We start from the raw sequence: 16,659 nt of genomic DNA, 5'->3' as shown, positions 1-16,659 counted from the left end.
CATGAATGAAATACACTATTATCCACGCACTTTACCAACTCCTGTTCTGAGTATTGATATGAAATTAAAACGCACCCTATTGGCTTCAGCTATGGCGAGCCTAGCGCTGTTCCCATTCGCAAGTTCTGCAATGGAAAAAGCTGACCTAATGATTACCGATGCGATGGTTCTCACCATGAACCAAGACAAAACGGTTTATGAGAGCGGTACGGTTGTCGTCAAAGACAACAAAATTATTGCCGTTGGTGATGCTTCATTGGAAAAGCAGTACCAAGCGAAGCAAGTGTTAGACGTTGATGGCGATATTGTGATGCCGGGTCTTATCAATACGCATACTCACGTATCAATGACAGTTTTCCGCTCACTGGCCGATGATGTGCCAGATCGCCTACACCGCTACATCTTCCCACTAGAGAAGAAGCTAGTATCGCGCGATATGGTGCGTATTGGTGCCAACTTAGGTAACGTTGAAATGGTGAAAGGCGGTGTTACCACTTACGCCGACATGTACTACTTCGAAGACGAAGTGGCAAAAACCGTCGATAAAATCGGTATGCGTGCCATTCTTGGTGAAACCGTAATTAAGTTCCCAGTTGCCGATGCAGCCAATGCGGAAGAAGGCATCAAATACGCGTTGAACTTCATTGAAGAATACAAAGATCACCCACGTATCACGCCAGCATTTGCGCCGCATGCCCCTTACACCAACACCACAGAGATTCTGCAAAAGATTTCTAAGCTGTCATTAGAGCTTGATGTGCCTGTAATGATTCACCTCGCTGAATCACATCGTGAAGAAGAGAAAATTGCAGAACGCTCAGATGGTTTGTCTCCGGTTCAATACATGGACAGCATCGGTGCGCTAAACAAGAATCTAGTTGGTGCGCACATGATCCTTGTTGATGACCATGACATCGAACTTGTGAAGAAATCGGATATGGGTGTGGCTCATAACATGAGTGCCAACATCAAATCGGCAAAAGGTGTATCGCCAGCACTTAAGATGTATGACGAGAACGTGCGTATCGGTTTAGGTACTGATGGCCCAATGTCGGGTAACACTCTAAGCACGATTGATGAGTTCAACCAAGTGGCTAAGGTTCACAAGCTAGTAAACAAAGATCGTGCAGCGATGCCGCCGATCAAAGTGATCGACATGGCAACCATGGGCGCAGCAAAAGCACTACATATGGAAGATAAGATCGGTTCTCTTGAAACGGGTAAGCTAGCGGACATCATAGTGATCGACACTAAAGCGCCGAACATGGTGCCAGTGTACAACCCATATTCAGCGCTAGTGTATTCCGCGAACTCTGGTAACGTCCGTCACACGATCGTTGATGGCAAGATCATCATGCAAGATCGCGACATGCTAACGGTAGACGAAGACAAGATCCGCCAAGAAGCGCTCGATTTCACTAAAGTCGTTCGTGATACTGTGATTGAGTCAGGTGAAGTGGTTCAATAAGTTCGCTATCGAATAACATGACCATCTAAACGTAAAAAGCCCCGCACTAATTCAGTTAGGCGGGGCTTTTTATATCTTGTAACCTGTAACAATGAGTGCAGGGATCGTTACAGATTTCTTGATCGTATTACCAGAACACGTCTCGACGTTTTGCTCGAGCAATAATATTGTCTGGCATTCTTTGTTCTAAACCACTTCTAAGCACAGTAATACGCTTGTGCTGTCTTTGATCTGCGGTTACCGAGTTATATAACCAACGGTAAGCATCTTCATAATCCAACGGGCTGCCATAGTCGCGCAACAACAGTTCAGCTAAGTGAATACTCGCACTTAAATTGCCCATAGATGCCGCTTCACGTAGATACGGAATCGCGCGCTCTTTGTCTTGTTGCACCAAGGTGCCACGAGAATAATAACGTCCTAATTGCTCAAGTGCCGCTGGTAAACCTTGATGTGCTGCGTTTTCCATATAGTAAAGACCAAGCTCTACATCTTGTGGAACACACACGCCCCAAGCCAGCATATCACCGTATAAAAACTCATAAGAAGGCAAGCTAATACGCGTTGCACGAGCAACGATATCTTCGACTAACTGGCACTTATCAGCTTTCACTCGCTCTAGGTGTTGATTATTTTCGATTAATTTTATCAGTTCAGCTTCTGTATAGATTGGAACAGGCTCTCCCACATCAGCCAAATTAGCATGACTCAAGGGTGAGCTCAGCGCCATTATCAATGAAGCTGCTACAATTCGTAGCTTCATACCTGCACTCTATTATCTGTCGCTAAAGTTATCTATTGAGGGCGATAAACAATGTCTACACGCACCAAAACAGGGTGAACTTCACTTTCCATGATATCTGTATCGGCAATAACCTTGACGGCTTTAGACAAAACTTGCCGCTAATGGGCAATATTTTGCCAGATGGCGTTCAAAAGATCATCACCTACTGTTTCGATACTAAATTACAGGTATTAAAAAGCCGACTTAATAAAGTCGGCTTTTAGAAACGATTTAATTATCAAGCACTTTACGTGCTGTGGTAATCACTCAACAGGCATTATGCGCCGTATGGGTGAACCTTGATGATAGTTTCGTTACGATCTGGGCCAGTTGATACGATATCAATTGGAACGCCAGTTAGGTCTTCGATACGCTTGATGTAATCTAGAGCAGCTTGTGGAAGCGCGTCGATAGATTTAGCACCAAATGTGTTTTCAGACCAACCAGGCATTGTTTCGTAGATTGGCGTCGCTTCTTCGAATGACTCAGCAGCCATTGGAGAAACTTCTAGGATAGAACCGTCTTTCATCTTGTAACCAGTACAGATTTTCAGTTCTTCTAGGCCATCTAGAACGTCTAGTTTAGTTAGACACATACCAGATAGAGAGTTGATTTGGATTGCACGACGCATAGCAACAGCATCGAACCAACCAGTACGACGTAGACGACCAGTTGTTGCGCCAAACTCGTGACCAACATCGCCTAGGTGCTTACCAACTGGGTCTTGCTTCTCAAGGCCATCGTATAGCTCAGTAGGGAATGGACCTGAACCAACACGAGTACAGTAAGCCTTAGTAATGCCAAGGATGTAACCGATGTGACGAGGACCGAAACCAGAACCTGCAGCAACACCACCAGCAGTCGTGTTAGAAGACGTTACGTATGGGTAAGTACCGTGGTCGATATCTAGTAGCGTACCTTGAGCACCTTCGAACATGATCTTGTCGCCGCGCTTACGTGCTGCGTCTAGTTCGTCAGTTACGTCGATAACCATCGCAGTTAACATATCTGCGTAGCTCATCGCTTGCTCAAGAACTTCTTCGTAGCTTACTGTTTCAGCTTTGTAGAAGTGCTCTAGTTGGAAGTTGTGGAATTCCATAACTTCTTTTAGCTTCTCAGCGAATGCTTCTTTATCGAAAAGGTCGCCAACGCGTAGACCGCGACGAGCAACTTTATCTTCGTAAGCTGGACCGATACCACGACCTGTTGTACCGATAGCTTTAGCGCCACGAGCGATTTCACGCGCGTTGTCGATAGCAATGTGGTACGGAAGAATTAGAGGACAAGCTTCAGAGATGAAAAGACGTTCACGTACTGGAATACCGCGATCTTCAAGAGGCTTCATTTCTTTAAGAAGTGCGTCAGGCGATAATACTACACCGTTACCAATAACACATTTAACGTTATTACGTAGGATGCCTGATGGAATTAAGTGAAGAACGGTTTTTTCACCGTCAATTACAAGTGTGTGACCTGCATTGTGACCGCCTTGGTAGCGAACCACGTATTTTGCATCTTCAGTTAAAAGGTCAACGATTTTACCTTTACCTTCATCACCCCATTGGGTGCCTAGAACGACTACGTTATTTCCCATCTTTCCAATTTCTGTTGCTAATTAAAAATGGATTCTAGCACTGAATCACACTTCTTGCAGTCACTTTTTGTTCATAAACGTTAATGCTGTACAAAAATAAACCAGCGATATTCGAACGAAGATGTGTAAAGATACTGATATCATTGTGTTTTTACAGACAAAAGGCAGAAGCATGTCTCAATCAATTTGGCTCGCTATTGGGCTTGTTCTTATCGTCGAAGGGCTTGGTCCCTTAATTGCGCCCAATGGTTGGAGAAACATGGTCGCTCAACTCAGTGAGCAGCCAGACACTCAACTGCGCCGTATCGGAGGCTGCCTTGTTGTTGCGGGAGCGGTTATCGCGTTCATGACTTACCGTTAGGCTTTCTCAAAGCACAACGCTGTTGATCGACTCCCCTGAGATTCCAAAACAGTGAATGATCAGCAGCAAGAAAACAAAAAGGCTCCCATGATGGGAGCCTTTTTAATTTTTAGTGTGTTTCGCTACTTGAACTAAGCATTTGCTTTGCCAATTAACGAATCAGCTTATTTTGCTTGAACACCGCTTGCTTGATTCATGTATTGGAAGAAGTCTGTCTTCGGATCCAGTACTAGAATGTCGCTCTTATCGCTAAATGATGTCTCATAAGCTTGCAGTGAACGCATGAAGCCAAAGAACTCAGGGTCTTTGTTGTACGCGTCAGAGTAGATCTTCGCAGCTTCTGCGTCAGCATCACCACGAGTCACTCGAGCAGTACGGTCAGCTTCAGCAAGAACAGTCGCTACTTCTAGCTCAGCTTGAGCACGGATAACTTCTGCTTTCTCACGACCTTGAGAGCGGTGTCTACGAGCAACCGATTCACGTTCTGCACGCATACGGCGGTAGATAGATTCACTGATTTCGTCAGGAAGGTTAATCTTCTTCATTCTGAAATCAACAACTTCAACACCTAAATCAGCCATCGCACTTTCTGACGTTCCAGATAGAACGTTTTCCATGATCTTATCGCGTTCGCCATCAACTTCTAGAGCTTCTGCAGCCGCTACCGTTGTAACAACTTCGCTATCAGCAGAGTCTGGCAGGATGTCCTTATTACGAGGTCCTGATACGATCTGCTTAATTTCACGAGAACCAATCTCAGAACGAAGAACATCTGTCACTTTACGCTCAAGAAGTGCTTCTGCCGTCATGATATTACCGCCACCGGTACTAAGATAAAAACGTCCAAAATCAGCAATACGCCATTTTGCGTAGGTATCAATTAGAACGTCTTTTTTCTCTGATGTTACGAAACGGTCAGAGCGACCATCCATCGTTTGAATACGAGCATCAAGTACTTTTACGCGATCAAACATTGGCAGTTTAAAGTGCAGGCCTGGTTCATAGATTCGTGATACGCCGTTGTCATCGAGAACTCGACCAAAACGAATTACCATGCCACGCTCACCTTCTTGAATCACAAACAGTGACATCAACAGAAGGGCAATCGTCACAACTAATACAGGGATCATTAATTTACGCATTATTAGTATCTCCCTTGGCGTGAACTGTCTGAACGAGTTTGAGTGCTAGGCTTAGGATCCGCTTGAGTTTCTAACTCAATTTGATCGTAAGTTGATGATGCTTTTGCAGGGCGAGTACCCGACTGAGAACCACCTTGTGCGCCTAGCTTATCAATTGGTAGGTATAGCAAGTTACCGCTTGATTCAGAATCAATCAGGACTTTCGATGTGCTTGAGTACACTTTTTCCATTGTATCAAGGTACATACGGTTACGTGTTACTTCAGGAGCTGCTTGGTATTCAGGTAGCAGCTTCTCGAATTGAGCAACTTGACCTAGAGCACCATTAACTGTGCGCTCTGAGTAACCCACCGCTTCTTTCTTCAAACGCTCAGCACGACCTGTTGCTTTTGGAAGAATGTCATTTCGGTATGCTTCAGCTTCACGTTCGAAACGCTCTTCATCCTCACGAGCCGCGATTGCATCATCAAATGCATCTTTAACTTGCTCAGGTGGACGTGCTGACTGGAAGTTCACGTCAACAATAAGAATACCCATATCGTAGCTATCGATAATACGGTTTAGCGTTTCTTGAGTGCTTTGACGAATCTGTTGACGACCACTTGTCAGGATACTATCCATTAGTGAGTCACCAATTACTGCACGAAGCGCAGAATCTGTCGCTTGGCGTAAACTGTCGTCCGCATTCGTTACACGATACAAGTACTTGTATGGGTCAGAAACACGGTATTGAACACCCATTTCAACGGTCACAACGTTTTCGTCTTTAGTCAGCATGGTGCCTGACGCACGTAGAGAACGAATCGCTTGAACGTTTACTAGCTGCTCATCACTGATTTCATCGATGAAGCGTGGGTGCCAGTTAAGACCAGGTTCTTCGATACGGTCGAACTGACCCAGTCGAAGTACTACTGCTCTTTCTGCTTCACCAACGGTGTAGAAACCCGCGAAGAACCAGATAGCAATCGCGATAACGGCAATGACACCAAAGCCAATTGCACCGCCACCACCGATAGATGGTCCGTTACCGTTGCCACCTTTTTTACCAAACTTGCCACCTAACTTTTGACTTAGTTTACTAAACACTTCGTCTAGATCTGGCGGTCCTTGATCTCGGCCGCCGCGATTATTTTTATTACCCCAAGGGTCATTATCGCGGCCGTTATTATCGCCGTTGTTATTATTTCCAGGCTCATTCCACGCCATTAGAAAGCTCCATCATTTGATATGACGTTATACTGTAGCAGTCTCTTTGGTAACGATAAAGTCACCTAAGAGCGCCCCTTCTCTTTTTTCAAGTTTAGACCAATCTATTTGTTGCATTCGGATATCTATCAACAAGTTACCATTTTCATCATACTCTTCCTGTTGAATACATTTCATCTCGAAGAATAAGCTGCGAATACGGCCCTGATGTTGATGTGGAATACACAACCGGAATTGAACCATCTGGCTAGCTAAACGCTCAGTTAAAGCTTCGAACAGCAGTTCAATACCTTCTCCTTCCATTGCAGAAACCCAAACAGCGCGAGGTGCGCCCTCTTCGTCTCTTTCAATTCGAGGTTTTTGGTCTTCCATGCAGTCAATCTTATTCATGACTACAAGGGTTGGCACTTCATGAGCATCGATTTCTTCTAATACTTCATGAACCGCCTGAATGTTCTCACGAAAGCGGTCGTCACTGGCATCAACAACATGTAACAAAATGTCAGCTTCCTGCGTCTCTTGTAACGTAGCCTTGAACGCAGCGACCAAGTCGTGTGGTAGATGACGGATAAAACCTACGGTATCTGCGAGAATTGCAGGCCCGACATCTGCCAAATCAATCTTACGTAGTGTTGGGTCTAGGGTTGCAAACAGTTGGTCTGCAGCATAAACACCTGCACTAGTGATTCGATTGAAAAGTGTTGATTTCCCTGCGTTGGTATAACCAACCAAAGAAATTGTTGGGATTTCAGCTCGATTACGAGCACGTCGTCCTTGTTCACGCTGTTTAGCTACTTTCGCTAAACGACGCAATATTGCCTTTATACGGTCACGCAACAAACGTCGATCGGTTTCCAGTTGAGTTTCACCTGGACCGCGAAGACCAATACCACCTTTCTGCCTTTCAAGGTGAGTCCAACCACGAATCAATCGAGTAGAGATATGACGAAGCTGAGCGAGCTCAACTTGTAGCTTACCTTCATGAGTTCGTGCACGTTGTGCAAAGATATCTAAGATCAAACCCGTGCGATCAATCACACGACATTTACACAATTGCTCGAGGTTTCGCTCTTGGGCAGGAGAGAGGGAGTGGTTAAAAATCACAATTTCAGCACCGGTTAGCTGAACAGCTTGTGCGATTTCTAGGGCTTTACCTTCTCCAACGTAGTATTTAGGGAGTGGGGATTGTCGGCTACCAGTAATCACTTGTAGCGTTTCTACCCCCGCTGAGGAGACCAGCATTTCACATTCGCTCAGGTCTTCCCATTCTCCCTCTTGCGTGAAGTTGATATGAACAAGTACGGCTCGCTCGCCGGATTCATAACGGTCAAACAAGCAACCAACTCCTTATTACAGCGCAAGCTGTATCAATTGAACTATTAATCTTCAGTCTTCTCTGGACGATCAGATGGCGTGCGTTGCTCGCCGCTGTGGTGACTTACTGCACGTGCAGGTACCACAGTAGAAATCGCATGCTTGTAAACCATTTGGTTTACAGTGTTCTTCAATAAGATCACGAATTGATCGAAAGACTCGATCTGACCTTGCAGCTTAATGCCGTTAACAAGATAGATAGAGACTGGAATGCGCTCACGACGGAGTGCATTTAGGAATGGGTCTTGTAGCGATTGCCCCTTAGCCATTTTATTTTCCTTATTTGTATTTTGTTGTAATTATTTAGCTAGTGGTGCACAAAAAGGTGCGGCCTTTGCATCTGAGCTAAATGAATAAAAAAACTCCGTTGTTATTGAAAGGCTGTGATTTTTTAAAAGCCTCAATAACGGATCCTTTCCAGAGTATATTCACGCAAAAGCGATCACATTATACACAGCAATACTAATCAGATGCTATTGCATCTGAAAGAGTTTCTAACGCTTGTTCAATGTTTTCGCTATCTAACCAAGTTAAATCATCCCAGCTGCGCAACCAGGTGATCTGTCGCTTGGCCAACTGACGGGTTGCACAGACACCACGGAAAACCGCTTCGTCTAAATCACAATTACCGTCTAAATAATCCCACATCTGCCTATAACCAACGCATCGGATCGATGGTAGCTCAGGGTGAAGATCTTCTCTGGCGTACAACGCCTTCATTTCCTCTTCAAAACCCGCTTCTATCATCTTCTCGAAACGCAGCTCAATGCGGCGATGGAGTTCAGTCCTTTCCTTGGGAGCTATAGCAAATTGTTTTACACGAAATGGCAGGCTATCGCCTTTCGTTTGAGTTAGCTCAGTTAATGTTTTACCCGAAATTCGATAAACTTCCAATGCCCTTGAAAGCCTTTGTGGATCATTTGGGTGTATTCTTTCAGCGGATACGGGATCTATCTCTCTTAATTGATCATGCAGAGCCTGCCAACCTTGCTCGATAGATTCCGCTTCAATCTGCTTACGAATCTCTTGATCCGCTGCGGGTAATGGCGATAAACCTTCCAACAATGCCTTGTAGTAAAGCATGGTTCCACCAACAAGCAGCGGAATTTTGCCTTCCGCTACAATTGCATTCATTTCATTGATCGCATCACGACGAAAATCTGCCGCAGAGTACGCTTCGCTTGGATCAAGGATATCAATCAAGCGATGAGGCGCGAGCGCAAGCTCTTCCGCATCCGGTTTAGCGGTGCCGATATCCATGTCTTTGTAGATCAATGCCGAATCGACACTGATAATCTCTACTGGGTATTTCTGACGTAAGCGGATAGCTAAATCTGTTTTGCCTGATGCCGTTGGGCCCATTAAAAACAACGCTAAAGGTAATTTTTCAGTCATGATATTTAGTATTTGTTTCTCTGTTATAGCGCTTTATAGCAAAGGGCTTTATGTCGCGAGACATTCTGTTAAGAAGGAATGTCATCGCCAAAAGTTGAATCACAAACAGCCTAAGCCGTAAATAAGCTTAATGTACTCGTAAACTAAGCCATAAATGCCGCAATAGTCGCTGAAAAGTCGATAGGATTAACAAACTCTGGATCATCTAATGGAAGTAGACCATGCCAAAGTTGTTCAAGTTCCCCAACTAATTGAACCGCTTCAGATAAAGTGTAGTCGCTTTTTACTTGTGCGGTTTGAATCCCGATCCAGTTAACCAAGGATGGCAACAGGTCGTTAGACTGCTTCACTGCACTTTGGGCATTTATTGAAGCCGCGTACGATAACAGATCTGGGATCAGAATTTGTAAGTTTTGCTGCCTCAAAGGAGACGGCACACCCATCACCATCACAGCTTCACTGTTTCGAGCTCTAAGCTCAATACCCAGCAATGCCAATGTTGGGCTCAGCGCCTTCGCCACCTCAACCAACTCGCTACCAAGCTTGATAGATAACGGAACCAATAACGGTTGGCTTTTTAACGCGCCACCCCGAGTATCAAGCTGACCAACAACACGCAATAATTCAGCCTTAGCTAAGGAAACCAAAACACAGCCATTCTTGTTGCCCATCACGAGATACTGACGCTCAACAATCGAGACCGCTTTCCCTAAATCCGTCACAGGTGTTCTTGGCTTCGAGCTAACTGGTTTCTGTTGAACCACCTCTACTTCTGTTGGCGCTATTTGTGTCACTTGTTCTTGAGGAGGGGTGAGGGCCACAGTACGCTCATCAAAGTCTGGCGTTTTTAAAAGCTCTTTATAGGCCTTAACCTCGCGCTTTGAGGGCGCTGGCTCAGCATGATGTTGGTGTGGTTCTTTTTCTTTCTTCGGTGCAGGTCGAGACTCTATCCACTCTTGGCGAGGCGATCCTGTAAAGCTGCTTTCACTAGCAGACGAGCTTCGGCCTGTTGATGAACTTGGACTGATTGATGAGCTTGGTCTAGCTGATGCAGCATAGTGTCGCCCGCCATCATTAACGCTGTGTTGAGGCTTGTCATAAACCTGCTCAGATTCGATTTTTCTCGGGTAGGCTGGCGTTTGCTCAATGGCATGTCGCTCCCTATCTGAGACCTGTGTATCATCCGAGTTAGTCGGTGTGCTGTTTACTGGCTCAGAAAAGCCCGCACTATTATCTATGTCAGCTATCGAACCATCTTGTTGATAATTCGACGCTTCCGATTGGTGGAAAGCAGACTGATTGATAGGTGCAGCATCTATCTGCTTGCTCTGCGCTAAGCCATCACTCAATGCTTGATAAATAAAGTCATGCACAAGGCGCGCTTGATGGAAACGCACTTCATGTTTAGCAGGATGAACATTCACATCGACTTGATGTGGGTCCAACTCAATGAACAACACATACGTTGCGAATTGGTCTGGACGCAGGCTGGTTTCGTAACTTTGACGAATCGCATGATTGATCAGTTTGTCACGCATCATACGGCCATTCACATAACAGTATTGCAGGTCGCTTTGCTGTCTTGCGCCTTCAGGCGTAGTGATCCAGCCATGAAGTTTTAACCCTTGATGTTCAAGTTCAATCTTGAGCATGTGACGAACAAACGCATTACCACACACTGCAGCGATGCGCTTCTCAGCCTGAATATCGGTTTTTGCCGCACGATACTGACGAATCATTTTACCGTTATGACGAAGGTTGATCGTCACATCAAAACGGCTCAGTGCGATACGTTTCAACAGCTCATCAATATGCGTGAATTCGGTTTTCTCGGTGCGTAAGAACTTACGACGAGCGGGAGTGTTGAAGAACAAATCCAACACTTCAACAGAGGTACCAATGGGATGCGCCGCTGGCTGCAGTTTCACCTGCATATCTCGGCCTTCACTGTGTGCAGCCCACGCTTGATCTTGAGTCGCAGGGCGTGAAGTCATAGTTAAGCGCGCAACAGAGCTGATACTCGCCAGCGCTTCACCACGAAAGCCTAGACTGACGATTGCCTCTAGGTCATCAAGAGTATGGATTTTGGAGGTAGCATGACGACTCAGTGCCAAGGCAAGCTCATCTTTAACGATGCCCTTACCGTTGTCACGAACGCGGATCATCTTGGCGCCACCTTTCTCGATATCAATATCGATACGTGTCGCACCAGAATCTAAACTGTTCTCAACCAGCTCTTTTACAACAGAGGCTGGCCTTTCTACCACTTCACCCGCTGCGATTTGGTTCGCTAAGCGAGCTGGCAGTATTTTGATCGTCATATTAATTGCTACCTTACTGCCATTGATGAAAACGCTTTTACGCTTATGTTCGCACTTCTAAGTTAGTATTCTCACGCTTGAAGTCACTGAGTTGTTGCCAAAATTATTTATGCGGAATAATCAGAATTTGGCCTATCGCCAATTCATCAGAGCGTAACTTGTTCGCTTGGCGAATACTGTTAACGCTCACGCCATATTTCGACGCAATCTTGCCAAGGTAATCGCCTCTTGCGACTTTATGTTTGCGCAGAGGGACATCTTTCACTTCAACCGTAATACGTAACTTTTGGCCCACTCTCACCGTCTCTGATTTCAAGCGGTTCTCACGTTTGATATCTGCCACCGATACTTTGTAGCGGTTGGCTATCTTGCCTAGGTACTCTCCAGACTTAACCGTGTGAGTGATAGTTTTCGTTTTAACAGCACTGCTCGATGATGAACTTGAAGCGCTGCCCGGAATCTTAAGCACTTGACCGATCGCTAGGCTGCTTGATTTCAGATTGTTCAGTTTCATCAAGGCCTGTGTTGATGTGCCATATTTGCTCGCAATCACCGATAAAGATTCGCCGCGAGACACTTTATGCTGGCTTACACTACCCGTTGATGATGTCGCATTCGACAAGATAATCCCTTCAGGTGGGTTAGCTTTCAAATACTTCACTACGGCTTTGGTTACAGCACGCGCTAATTTGTCTTGGTGCGAACGTTGGAAAAGCAGCTTCTCTTCCGTCGGATTCGAAATAAAGCCAGTTTCGACTAGTACTGATGGTATTTGTGGTGAGCGCAGCACGGCCAAACTGGTGTTGATCGGCTTGCTGTTGTGTAGCTTAGCAACCTTGCCCATTTCAGAAAGAATTGCCGTTGCCAGCTTATAACCTTCTTTTTGCGAGTGACTGAACTGCAAATCCAATAAGGTTTGGTTTACGTTCTTATCATCAATATTGCCTGTGAACGCAGCACCGCTACCACCTAGCAGTTCAGACTGCTTCTCTTTGTTCTCAATCCAGCGAGAGATCTCTGTATTTGCACGTCGAGTATTCAATACAAACACCGAACCACCTCTTGGTTGAGGCGTCGTGAAAGCATCGGCGTGAATAGAGATCATCAAGTGAGCTTCATTCTCACGAGCAATCGCAACGCGTCGGTTCAGGTTTACAAAGTAATCGGCATTACGTGTTAAGCGTGTCTTTATTCCCGGCACTGCATTGAGATGTGCCGCGAGCTTTTTAGAAATGCTGAGAGTCGCGTCTTTTTCATATTTACGCGTCGGACCAATCGAACCCGGGTCTTCACCACCGTGGCCAGGATCAATCACGATCAAAATGTCTTTCTGACGCTTAACCTGATTAATGTCTTTGCTTACGGTCGGCTTGCTCGGCGTTGTAGCTGGTTTGCTCTTACTCTTCGCACCATGAGGGAGATCGATGACTAAGCGGTGACCATATTGACCACCCGGTGTTGGGCTCAGCTTAAAGAGCTCAGCATTAGAAGATTTCTTTAATTCAAAAACTAAACGATACGTCCCTTTCTGTGGTGGAGAGCTCTTACGAACTTTCGATAGCACAGGGCTATCTTTCACCACAACAGGCAGCTTGGTTGCTAACTCAGTATTTTTTAGATCGACGACTAAGCGACTTGGGCTACTCAGGGTGAAATAGCTAAAGTCGACTTCTGACTTGAGATCGATAACCACACGAGTTTCTTCAGGTGAAGGCCAAACCCTCAAACCTTTCAGTGAATTCGCAGAAACAAGTGATGAAAACAATAAAGAGAAAACAGCAGCCATCATGGCTACTGTTGAAAAAAGGCGTTTAGAAATCAACATAACTCCAACTGACTAAGTAAGCGCTGTCCGTATTCACTATTAGCGGTTAAAGAAACAATACGGTGATCGTCTTGGTAACGAATATCAATATCCATGTCCGCTTCTGGTAGCATGCCATAGCCTTTTTCAGGCCATTCAACCAAACAGATCGCGTCCGGAGTAAAGTAATCACGAATCCCCATGAACTCTAGTTCTTCAGGATCGGCTAGGCGATATAGGTCGAAGTGATACACCTGCCAATCTACAAGTTGATAAGGTTCAACTAGAGTATACGTTGGGCTCTTTACATTTCCTTGATGGCCAAGTGCTTTTACAAAGCCACGACTGAACGTCGTTTTACCTGCGCCAAGATCACCATGCAGATAAATAGTCGTCTGCTGTGAGCAAAGATTAGAAAGCTCCGTTCCTAGTTGAATCGTTGCTTGTTCATCTTTCAAAGTAAATTGTTTAGTGCTCATGAATACGTTCTCTAAAAATCGATCGTTGACTATATAAAAATCAAAAGAACAAGAATAGTAAACCGTGATGCTTTTGGGAGACAAGCACTCAAGTGTAAGTTCTATGAAAAATACTGATCAAAACACGTCTGTTCTGGTCAATACCACTAAGATCCGTTAAGATCCGCCCCCATTTTTGCCGAACCTAATTTTAATCGATAAGAATCAAGCCATGAACCTAGACCATCTTGCTGAAAAAATTAAAATTTGGGGAAAAGAGTTAGGCTTTCAAAAAGTTGGCATCTGCGATGTTGATTTACGTGAACACGAAGCTCCTCTTCAAGCATGGCTAGATGCGGGTAATCACGGCGAAATGGATTGGATGGCTCGACATGGAATGATGCGAGCACGTCCTGATGAGCTTCACCCTGGCACCATTCGAGTGATCAGCGCCCGAATGAACTACCTACCACCAGAAGCTCAATTTGCCTCTAACCTAAGCGATACCACTCAAGGCTATATCAGCCGCTACTCTTTAGGCCGCGATTATCACAAATTGTTCCGTAACCAGTTGAAAAAGCTGGGACAAAGAATAGAAAAAGAAGTCGAAGGTTTAGACTCACGCCCTTTTGTGGATTCAGCGCCTATCTTGGAAAGACCACTTGCTCAAAAAGCAGGGCTTGGTTGGACAGGTAAACACTCGCTTATTCTCGATAAAGACGCTGGGTCTTGGTTCTTCTTAGGAGAGCTACTGGTTAACATCCCTCTTCCGGTCGATCAGCCTAGTGTTGACCAGTGTGGTAAATGCACCGCATGTATCACCTCTTGTCCTACAGGGGCTATTATTGCTGATGGCGTTGTGGATGCGCGCAAATGTATCTCATACTTAACCATCGAATATGATGGCGTGATCCCTGAAGAATTTAGAGACGCGATAGGAAACCGTATCTACGGTTGCGATGATTGCCAATTAGTTTGCCCGTGGAACCGTGAAGCTGATATCACAGAGCAAACTGACTTTCACCGCAGAGAAGATTTCCAAGAGGCTGATCTCGTCTCCCTTGCAAGTTGGGACGAAGCAACCTTTCTGAAGAAAATGGAAGGTTCAGCAATAAGACGCATTGGCCATACTCAGTGGTTGCGCAATATTTTTGTCGCGATGGGCAATGCACCATTCCAACAACGTATTGTTGAAACGCTTGAGTCTCATCGAGGGGAAAGTGACTTATTGGATGTGCACATTGAGTGGGCTTTGCAAAAACAACTACAGCAGTTACCCAACTCAAATAGCGTGCAAGAAGGCAGCAGCAAAATCGCCACGAAAAAGCACAGATTGATACGTATTGTTGAGAAAGGCCTTCCAAGAGATGCCTAGCCCTTTAAGTATCAAGGATTGTCTCGTTACACCACATCAGCAGTCCAATATTTAAGACAACCCGTTGCACATAATTTTAGAACAATGTTTGACCTTGTTCTCAATTTTAACAATGTGGAAAAAATTCAGATCTCTCGTAAACTTCCGACACCCGCACAAAGTTAAACACAGTGCTGATAAATGATTAAGATCAAAAAACAACAAGTTAACGATCTTTTATCAAATTGAAGATGCACAGCTAACCTTATAAAAAACAGCAAGTTACCGACACCACAATTCAGCTAATATATTGAAAACAAGAAAGATCTTTTTGAGATATATAAAGAATTAAGCCTGAAATAACTTTATCAACCAAGTTATCCACATCGAACTATTTGTGGATAAGTCTGTTTATAGATGTGAAAAACCTCAAGTATCTGCTTCAGAGACCTGATGTTTACTAGCATTCCAGTTGCTAAGAAAAATTTAAGACAAAAAAATATCCACCATAATGGAGGATTATTTGCTTTTTTGGGGGATTATGCTTCGCAGCATTAAAGAAAGAGCGTGACCTTTAAGGTCGCCTTTAAACTCTGTGATCTAAAGAAAAACACGGTGGTTTAAAGTATCTTATTAGCTTTTTTAGAAGAAAGCTGGAGCGATACATCGGGTTCGAACCGATGACCTCAACCTTGGCAAGGTTGCGCTCTACCAACTGAGCTAGTATCGCATAAGTTAACCGCTGTCGCGTTTAACTGTAATGTGGTTGCGGGAGCCGGATTTGAACCGACGACCTTCGGGTTATGAGCCCGACGAGCTACCAAGCTGCTCCATCCCGCGTCCGGATGCATTGTTTAAGTCAATGACACTTTAAATTGGAGCGATACATCGGGTTCGAACCGATGACCTCAACCTTGGCAAGGTTGCGCTCTACCAACTGAGCTAGTATCGCATAAGTTAACCGCTGTCGCGTTTAACTGTAATGTGGTTGCGGGAGCCGGATTTGAACCGACGACCTTCGGGTTATGAGCCCGACGAGCTACCAAGCTGCTCCATCCCGCGTCCGGATGCATTGTTTAAGACAATGAGGCTTTAAATTGGAGCGATACATCGGGTTCGAACCGATGACCTCAACCTTGGCAAGGTTGCGCTCTACCAACTGAGCTAGTATCGCATGAGTTAACCGCTAGCGCGTTTAACTGTAATGTGGTTGCGGGAGCCGGATTTGAACCGACGACCTTCGGGTTATGAGCCCGACGAGCTACCAAGCTGCTCCATCCCGCGTCCGGATGCATTGTTTAAGACAATGAGGCTTTAAATTGGAGCGATACATCGGGTTCGAACCGATGACCTCAACCTTGGCAAGGTTGCGCTCTACCAACTGAGCTAGTATCGCATG

At 45.1% G+C, this 16,659-nt stretch carries 13 protein-coding genes and 7 tRNA genes; 3 read left to right on the top strand and 17 right to left on the bottom strand.

All coding sequences use genetic code 11. The features are described from left to right. Positions 1-58: 58 nt before the first annotated feature. Entirely contained in the window at positions 59-1,468 is a 1,410-nt protein-coding gene (locus L0992_01355) for an amidohydrolase (protein XGB67395.1), read from the top strand. A 127-nt stretch (positions 1,469-1,595) separates the two neighbouring features. Here the strand turns inward: L0992_01355 and L0992_01350 are convergent, their stop codons facing one another. After that, complete coding sequence (locus L0992_01350) at positions 1,596-2,231, bottom strand: sel1 repeat family protein (protein ID XGB67394.1); 636 nt, start codon at positions 2,229-2,231, stop codon at positions 1,596-1,598. A 298-nt stretch (positions 2,232-2,529) separates the two neighbouring features. After that, on the bottom strand, positions 2,530-3,846 hold the full coding sequence (locus L0992_01345; GenBank protein XGB67393.1) for an adenylosuccinate synthase: 1,317 nt from the start codon (positions 3,844-3,846) through the stop codon (positions 2,530-2,532). Positions 3,847-4,018: 172 nt separating this feature from the next. Here L0992_01345 and L0992_01340 point away from each other — a divergent pair, with 172 nt between their 5' ends. Beyond that, a complete protein-coding gene (locus L0992_01340) occupies positions 4,019-4,207 on the top strand; it encodes a DUF2065 domain-containing protein (protein ID XGB67392.1) in 189 nt (62 codons plus the stop codon). 164 nt (positions 4,208-4,371) lie between these two features. Here the strand turns inward: L0992_01340 and hflC are convergent, their stop codons facing one another. From hflC to tsaE, 8 genes are all read right to left on the bottom strand, one after another. Further along, positions 4,372-5,349 (bottom strand): protease modulator HflC, encoded by a 978-nt coding sequence (gene hflC / locus L0992_01335; GenBank protein ID XGB67391.1) that lies wholly within the window; start codon positions 5,347-5,349, stop codon positions 4,372-4,374. Between the two features lie 2 nt (positions 5,350-5,351). After that, entirely contained in the window at positions 5,352-6,554 is a 1,203-nt protein-coding gene (gene hflK, locus L0992_01330) for an FtsH protease activity modulator HflK (GenBank protein XGB67390.1), read from the bottom strand. 27 nt (positions 6,555-6,581) lie between these two features. Next, positions 6,582-7,889, bottom strand: coding sequence for a GTPase HflX (gene hflX, locus L0992_01325; GenBank protein ID XGB67389.1), 1,308 nt, complete (start codon positions 7,887-7,889; stop codon positions 6,582-6,584). 44 nt (positions 7,890-7,933) lie between these two features. After that, the gene (gene hfq / locus L0992_01320; protein XGB67388.1) at positions 7,934-8,197 is read right to left on the bottom strand and encodes an RNA chaperone Hfq; all 264 of its coding nucleotides are present in this window, start codon (positions 8,195-8,197) and stop codon (positions 7,934-7,936) included. A 193-nt stretch (positions 8,198-8,390) separates the two neighbouring features. Next, complete coding sequence (gene miaA / locus L0992_01315) at positions 8,391-9,323, bottom strand: tRNA (adenosine(37)-N6)-dimethylallyltransferase MiaA (protein ID XGB67387.1); 933 nt, start codon at positions 9,321-9,323, stop codon at positions 8,391-8,393. A gap of 143 nt (positions 9,324-9,466) precedes the next feature. Beyond that, entirely contained in the window at positions 9,467-11,644 is a 2,178-nt protein-coding gene (gene mutL, locus L0992_01310) for a DNA mismatch repair endonuclease MutL (GenBank protein XGB67386.1), read from the bottom strand. Between the two features lie 103 nt (positions 11,645-11,747). Then, positions 11,748-13,469, bottom strand: a complete 1,722-nt coding sequence (locus L0992_01305) for an N-acetylmuramoyl-L-alanine amidase (GenBank protein XGB67385.1) — start codon at positions 13,467-13,469, stop codon at positions 11,748-11,750. Next, positions 13,463-13,927: a tRNA (adenosine(37)-N6)-threonylcarbamoyltransferase complex ATPase subunit type 1 TsaE gene (gene tsaE, locus L0992_01300; GenBank protein ID XGB67384.1), complete on the bottom strand. Its 465-nt coding sequence runs from the start codon at positions 13,925-13,927 to the stop codon at positions 13,463-13,465. The genes L0992_01305 and tsaE overlap by 7 nt, the downstream gene beginning before the upstream one ends. A 211-nt stretch (positions 13,928-14,138) precedes the next feature. Here tsaE and queG point away from each other — a divergent pair, with 211 nt between their 5' ends. Beyond that, on the top strand, positions 14,139-15,281 hold the full coding sequence (gene queG, locus L0992_01295; protein ID XGB67383.1) for a tRNA epoxyqueuosine(34) reductase QueG: 1,143 nt from the start codon (positions 14,139-14,141) through the stop codon (positions 15,279-15,281). Positions 15,282-15,914: 633 nt separating this feature from the next. Here the strand turns inward: queG and L0992_01290 are convergent. The 7 genes from L0992_01290 to L0992_01260 form a co-directional block, all read right to left on the bottom strand. Further along, positions 15,915-15,990: transfer RNA gene (locus L0992_01290), tRNA-Gly, on the bottom strand. Between the two features lie 33 nt (positions 15,991-16,023). After that, positions 16,024-16,100: transfer RNA gene (locus L0992_01285), tRNA-Met, on the bottom strand. A gap of 36 nt (positions 16,101-16,136) precedes the next feature. Continuing rightward, positions 16,137-16,212 (bottom strand) — tRNA-Gly (locus L0992_01280). Positions 16,213-16,245: 33 nt separating this feature from the next. After that, positions 16,246-16,322: transfer RNA gene (locus tag L0992_01275), tRNA-Met, on the bottom strand. A gap of 36 nt (positions 16,323-16,358) precedes the next feature. Next, positions 16,359-16,434 (bottom strand) — tRNA-Gly (locus L0992_01270). A 33-nt stretch (positions 16,435-16,467) separates the two neighbouring features. Then, positions 16,468-16,544 (bottom strand) — tRNA-Met (locus L0992_01265). 36 nt (positions 16,545-16,580) lie between these two features. Next, a tRNA-Gly gene (locus L0992_01260) sits at positions 16,581-16,656 on the bottom strand. Positions 16,657-16,659 lie beyond the last annotated feature (3 nt).

The sequence above is a fragment of the Vibrio pomeroyi genome (genome assembly GCA_041879425.1).
Classification (GTDB): Bacteria; Pseudomonadota; Gammaproteobacteria; order Enterobacterales; family Vibrionaceae; genus Vibrio; species Vibrio pomeroyi_A.
The sequence above is the reverse complement of the archived record's forward strand: the minus strand, read 5'-3'. Positions and strand labels throughout refer to the sequence as shown.

Bases quoted from the DNA above. Each gene is read 5' to 3' on its own strand.
- L0992_01355 (XGB67395.1), top strand. From the start codon at position 59: ATGAAATTAAAACGCACCCTATTGGCTTCAGCTATGGCGAGCCTAGCG.
- L0992_01350 (XGB67394.1), bottom strand. From the start codon at position 2,231: ATGAAGCTACGAATTGTAGCAGCTTCATTGATAATGGCGCTGAGCTCA.
- L0992_01345 (XGB67393.1), bottom strand. From the start codon at position 3,846: ATGGGAAATAACGTAGTCGTTCTAGGCACCCAATGGGGTGATGAAGGT.
- L0992_01340 (XGB67392.1), top strand. From the start codon at position 4,019: ATGTCTCAATCAATTTGGCTCGCTATTGGGCTTGTTCTTATCGTCGAA.
- hflC (XGB67391.1), bottom strand. From the start codon at position 5,349: ATGCGTAAATTAATGATCCCTGTATTAGTTGTGACGATTGCCCTTCTG.
- hflK (XGB67390.1), bottom strand. From the start codon at position 6,554: ATGGCGTGGAATGAGCCTGGAAATAATAACAACGGCGATAATAACGGC.
- hfq (XGB67388.1), bottom strand. From the start codon at position 8,197: ATGGCTAAGGGGCAATCGCTACAAGACCCATTCCTAAATGCACTCCGT.
- miaA (XGB67387.1), bottom strand. From the start codon at position 9,323: ATGACTGAAAAATTACCTTTAGCGTTGTTTTTAATGGGCCCAACGGCA.
- mutL (XGB67386.1), bottom strand. From the start codon at position 11,644: ATGACGATCAAAATACTGCCAGCTCGCTTAGCGAACCAAATCGCAGCG.
- L0992_01305 (XGB67385.1), bottom strand. From the start codon at position 13,469: ATGTTGATTTCTAAACGCCTTTTTTCAACAGTAGCCATGATGGCTGCT.
- tsaE (XGB67384.1), bottom strand. From the start codon at position 13,927: ATGAGCACTAAACAATTTACTTTGAAAGATGAACAAGCAACGATTCAA.
- queG (XGB67383.1), top strand. From the start codon at position 14,139: ATGAACCTAGACCATCTTGCTGAAAAAATTAAAATTTGGGGAAAAGAG.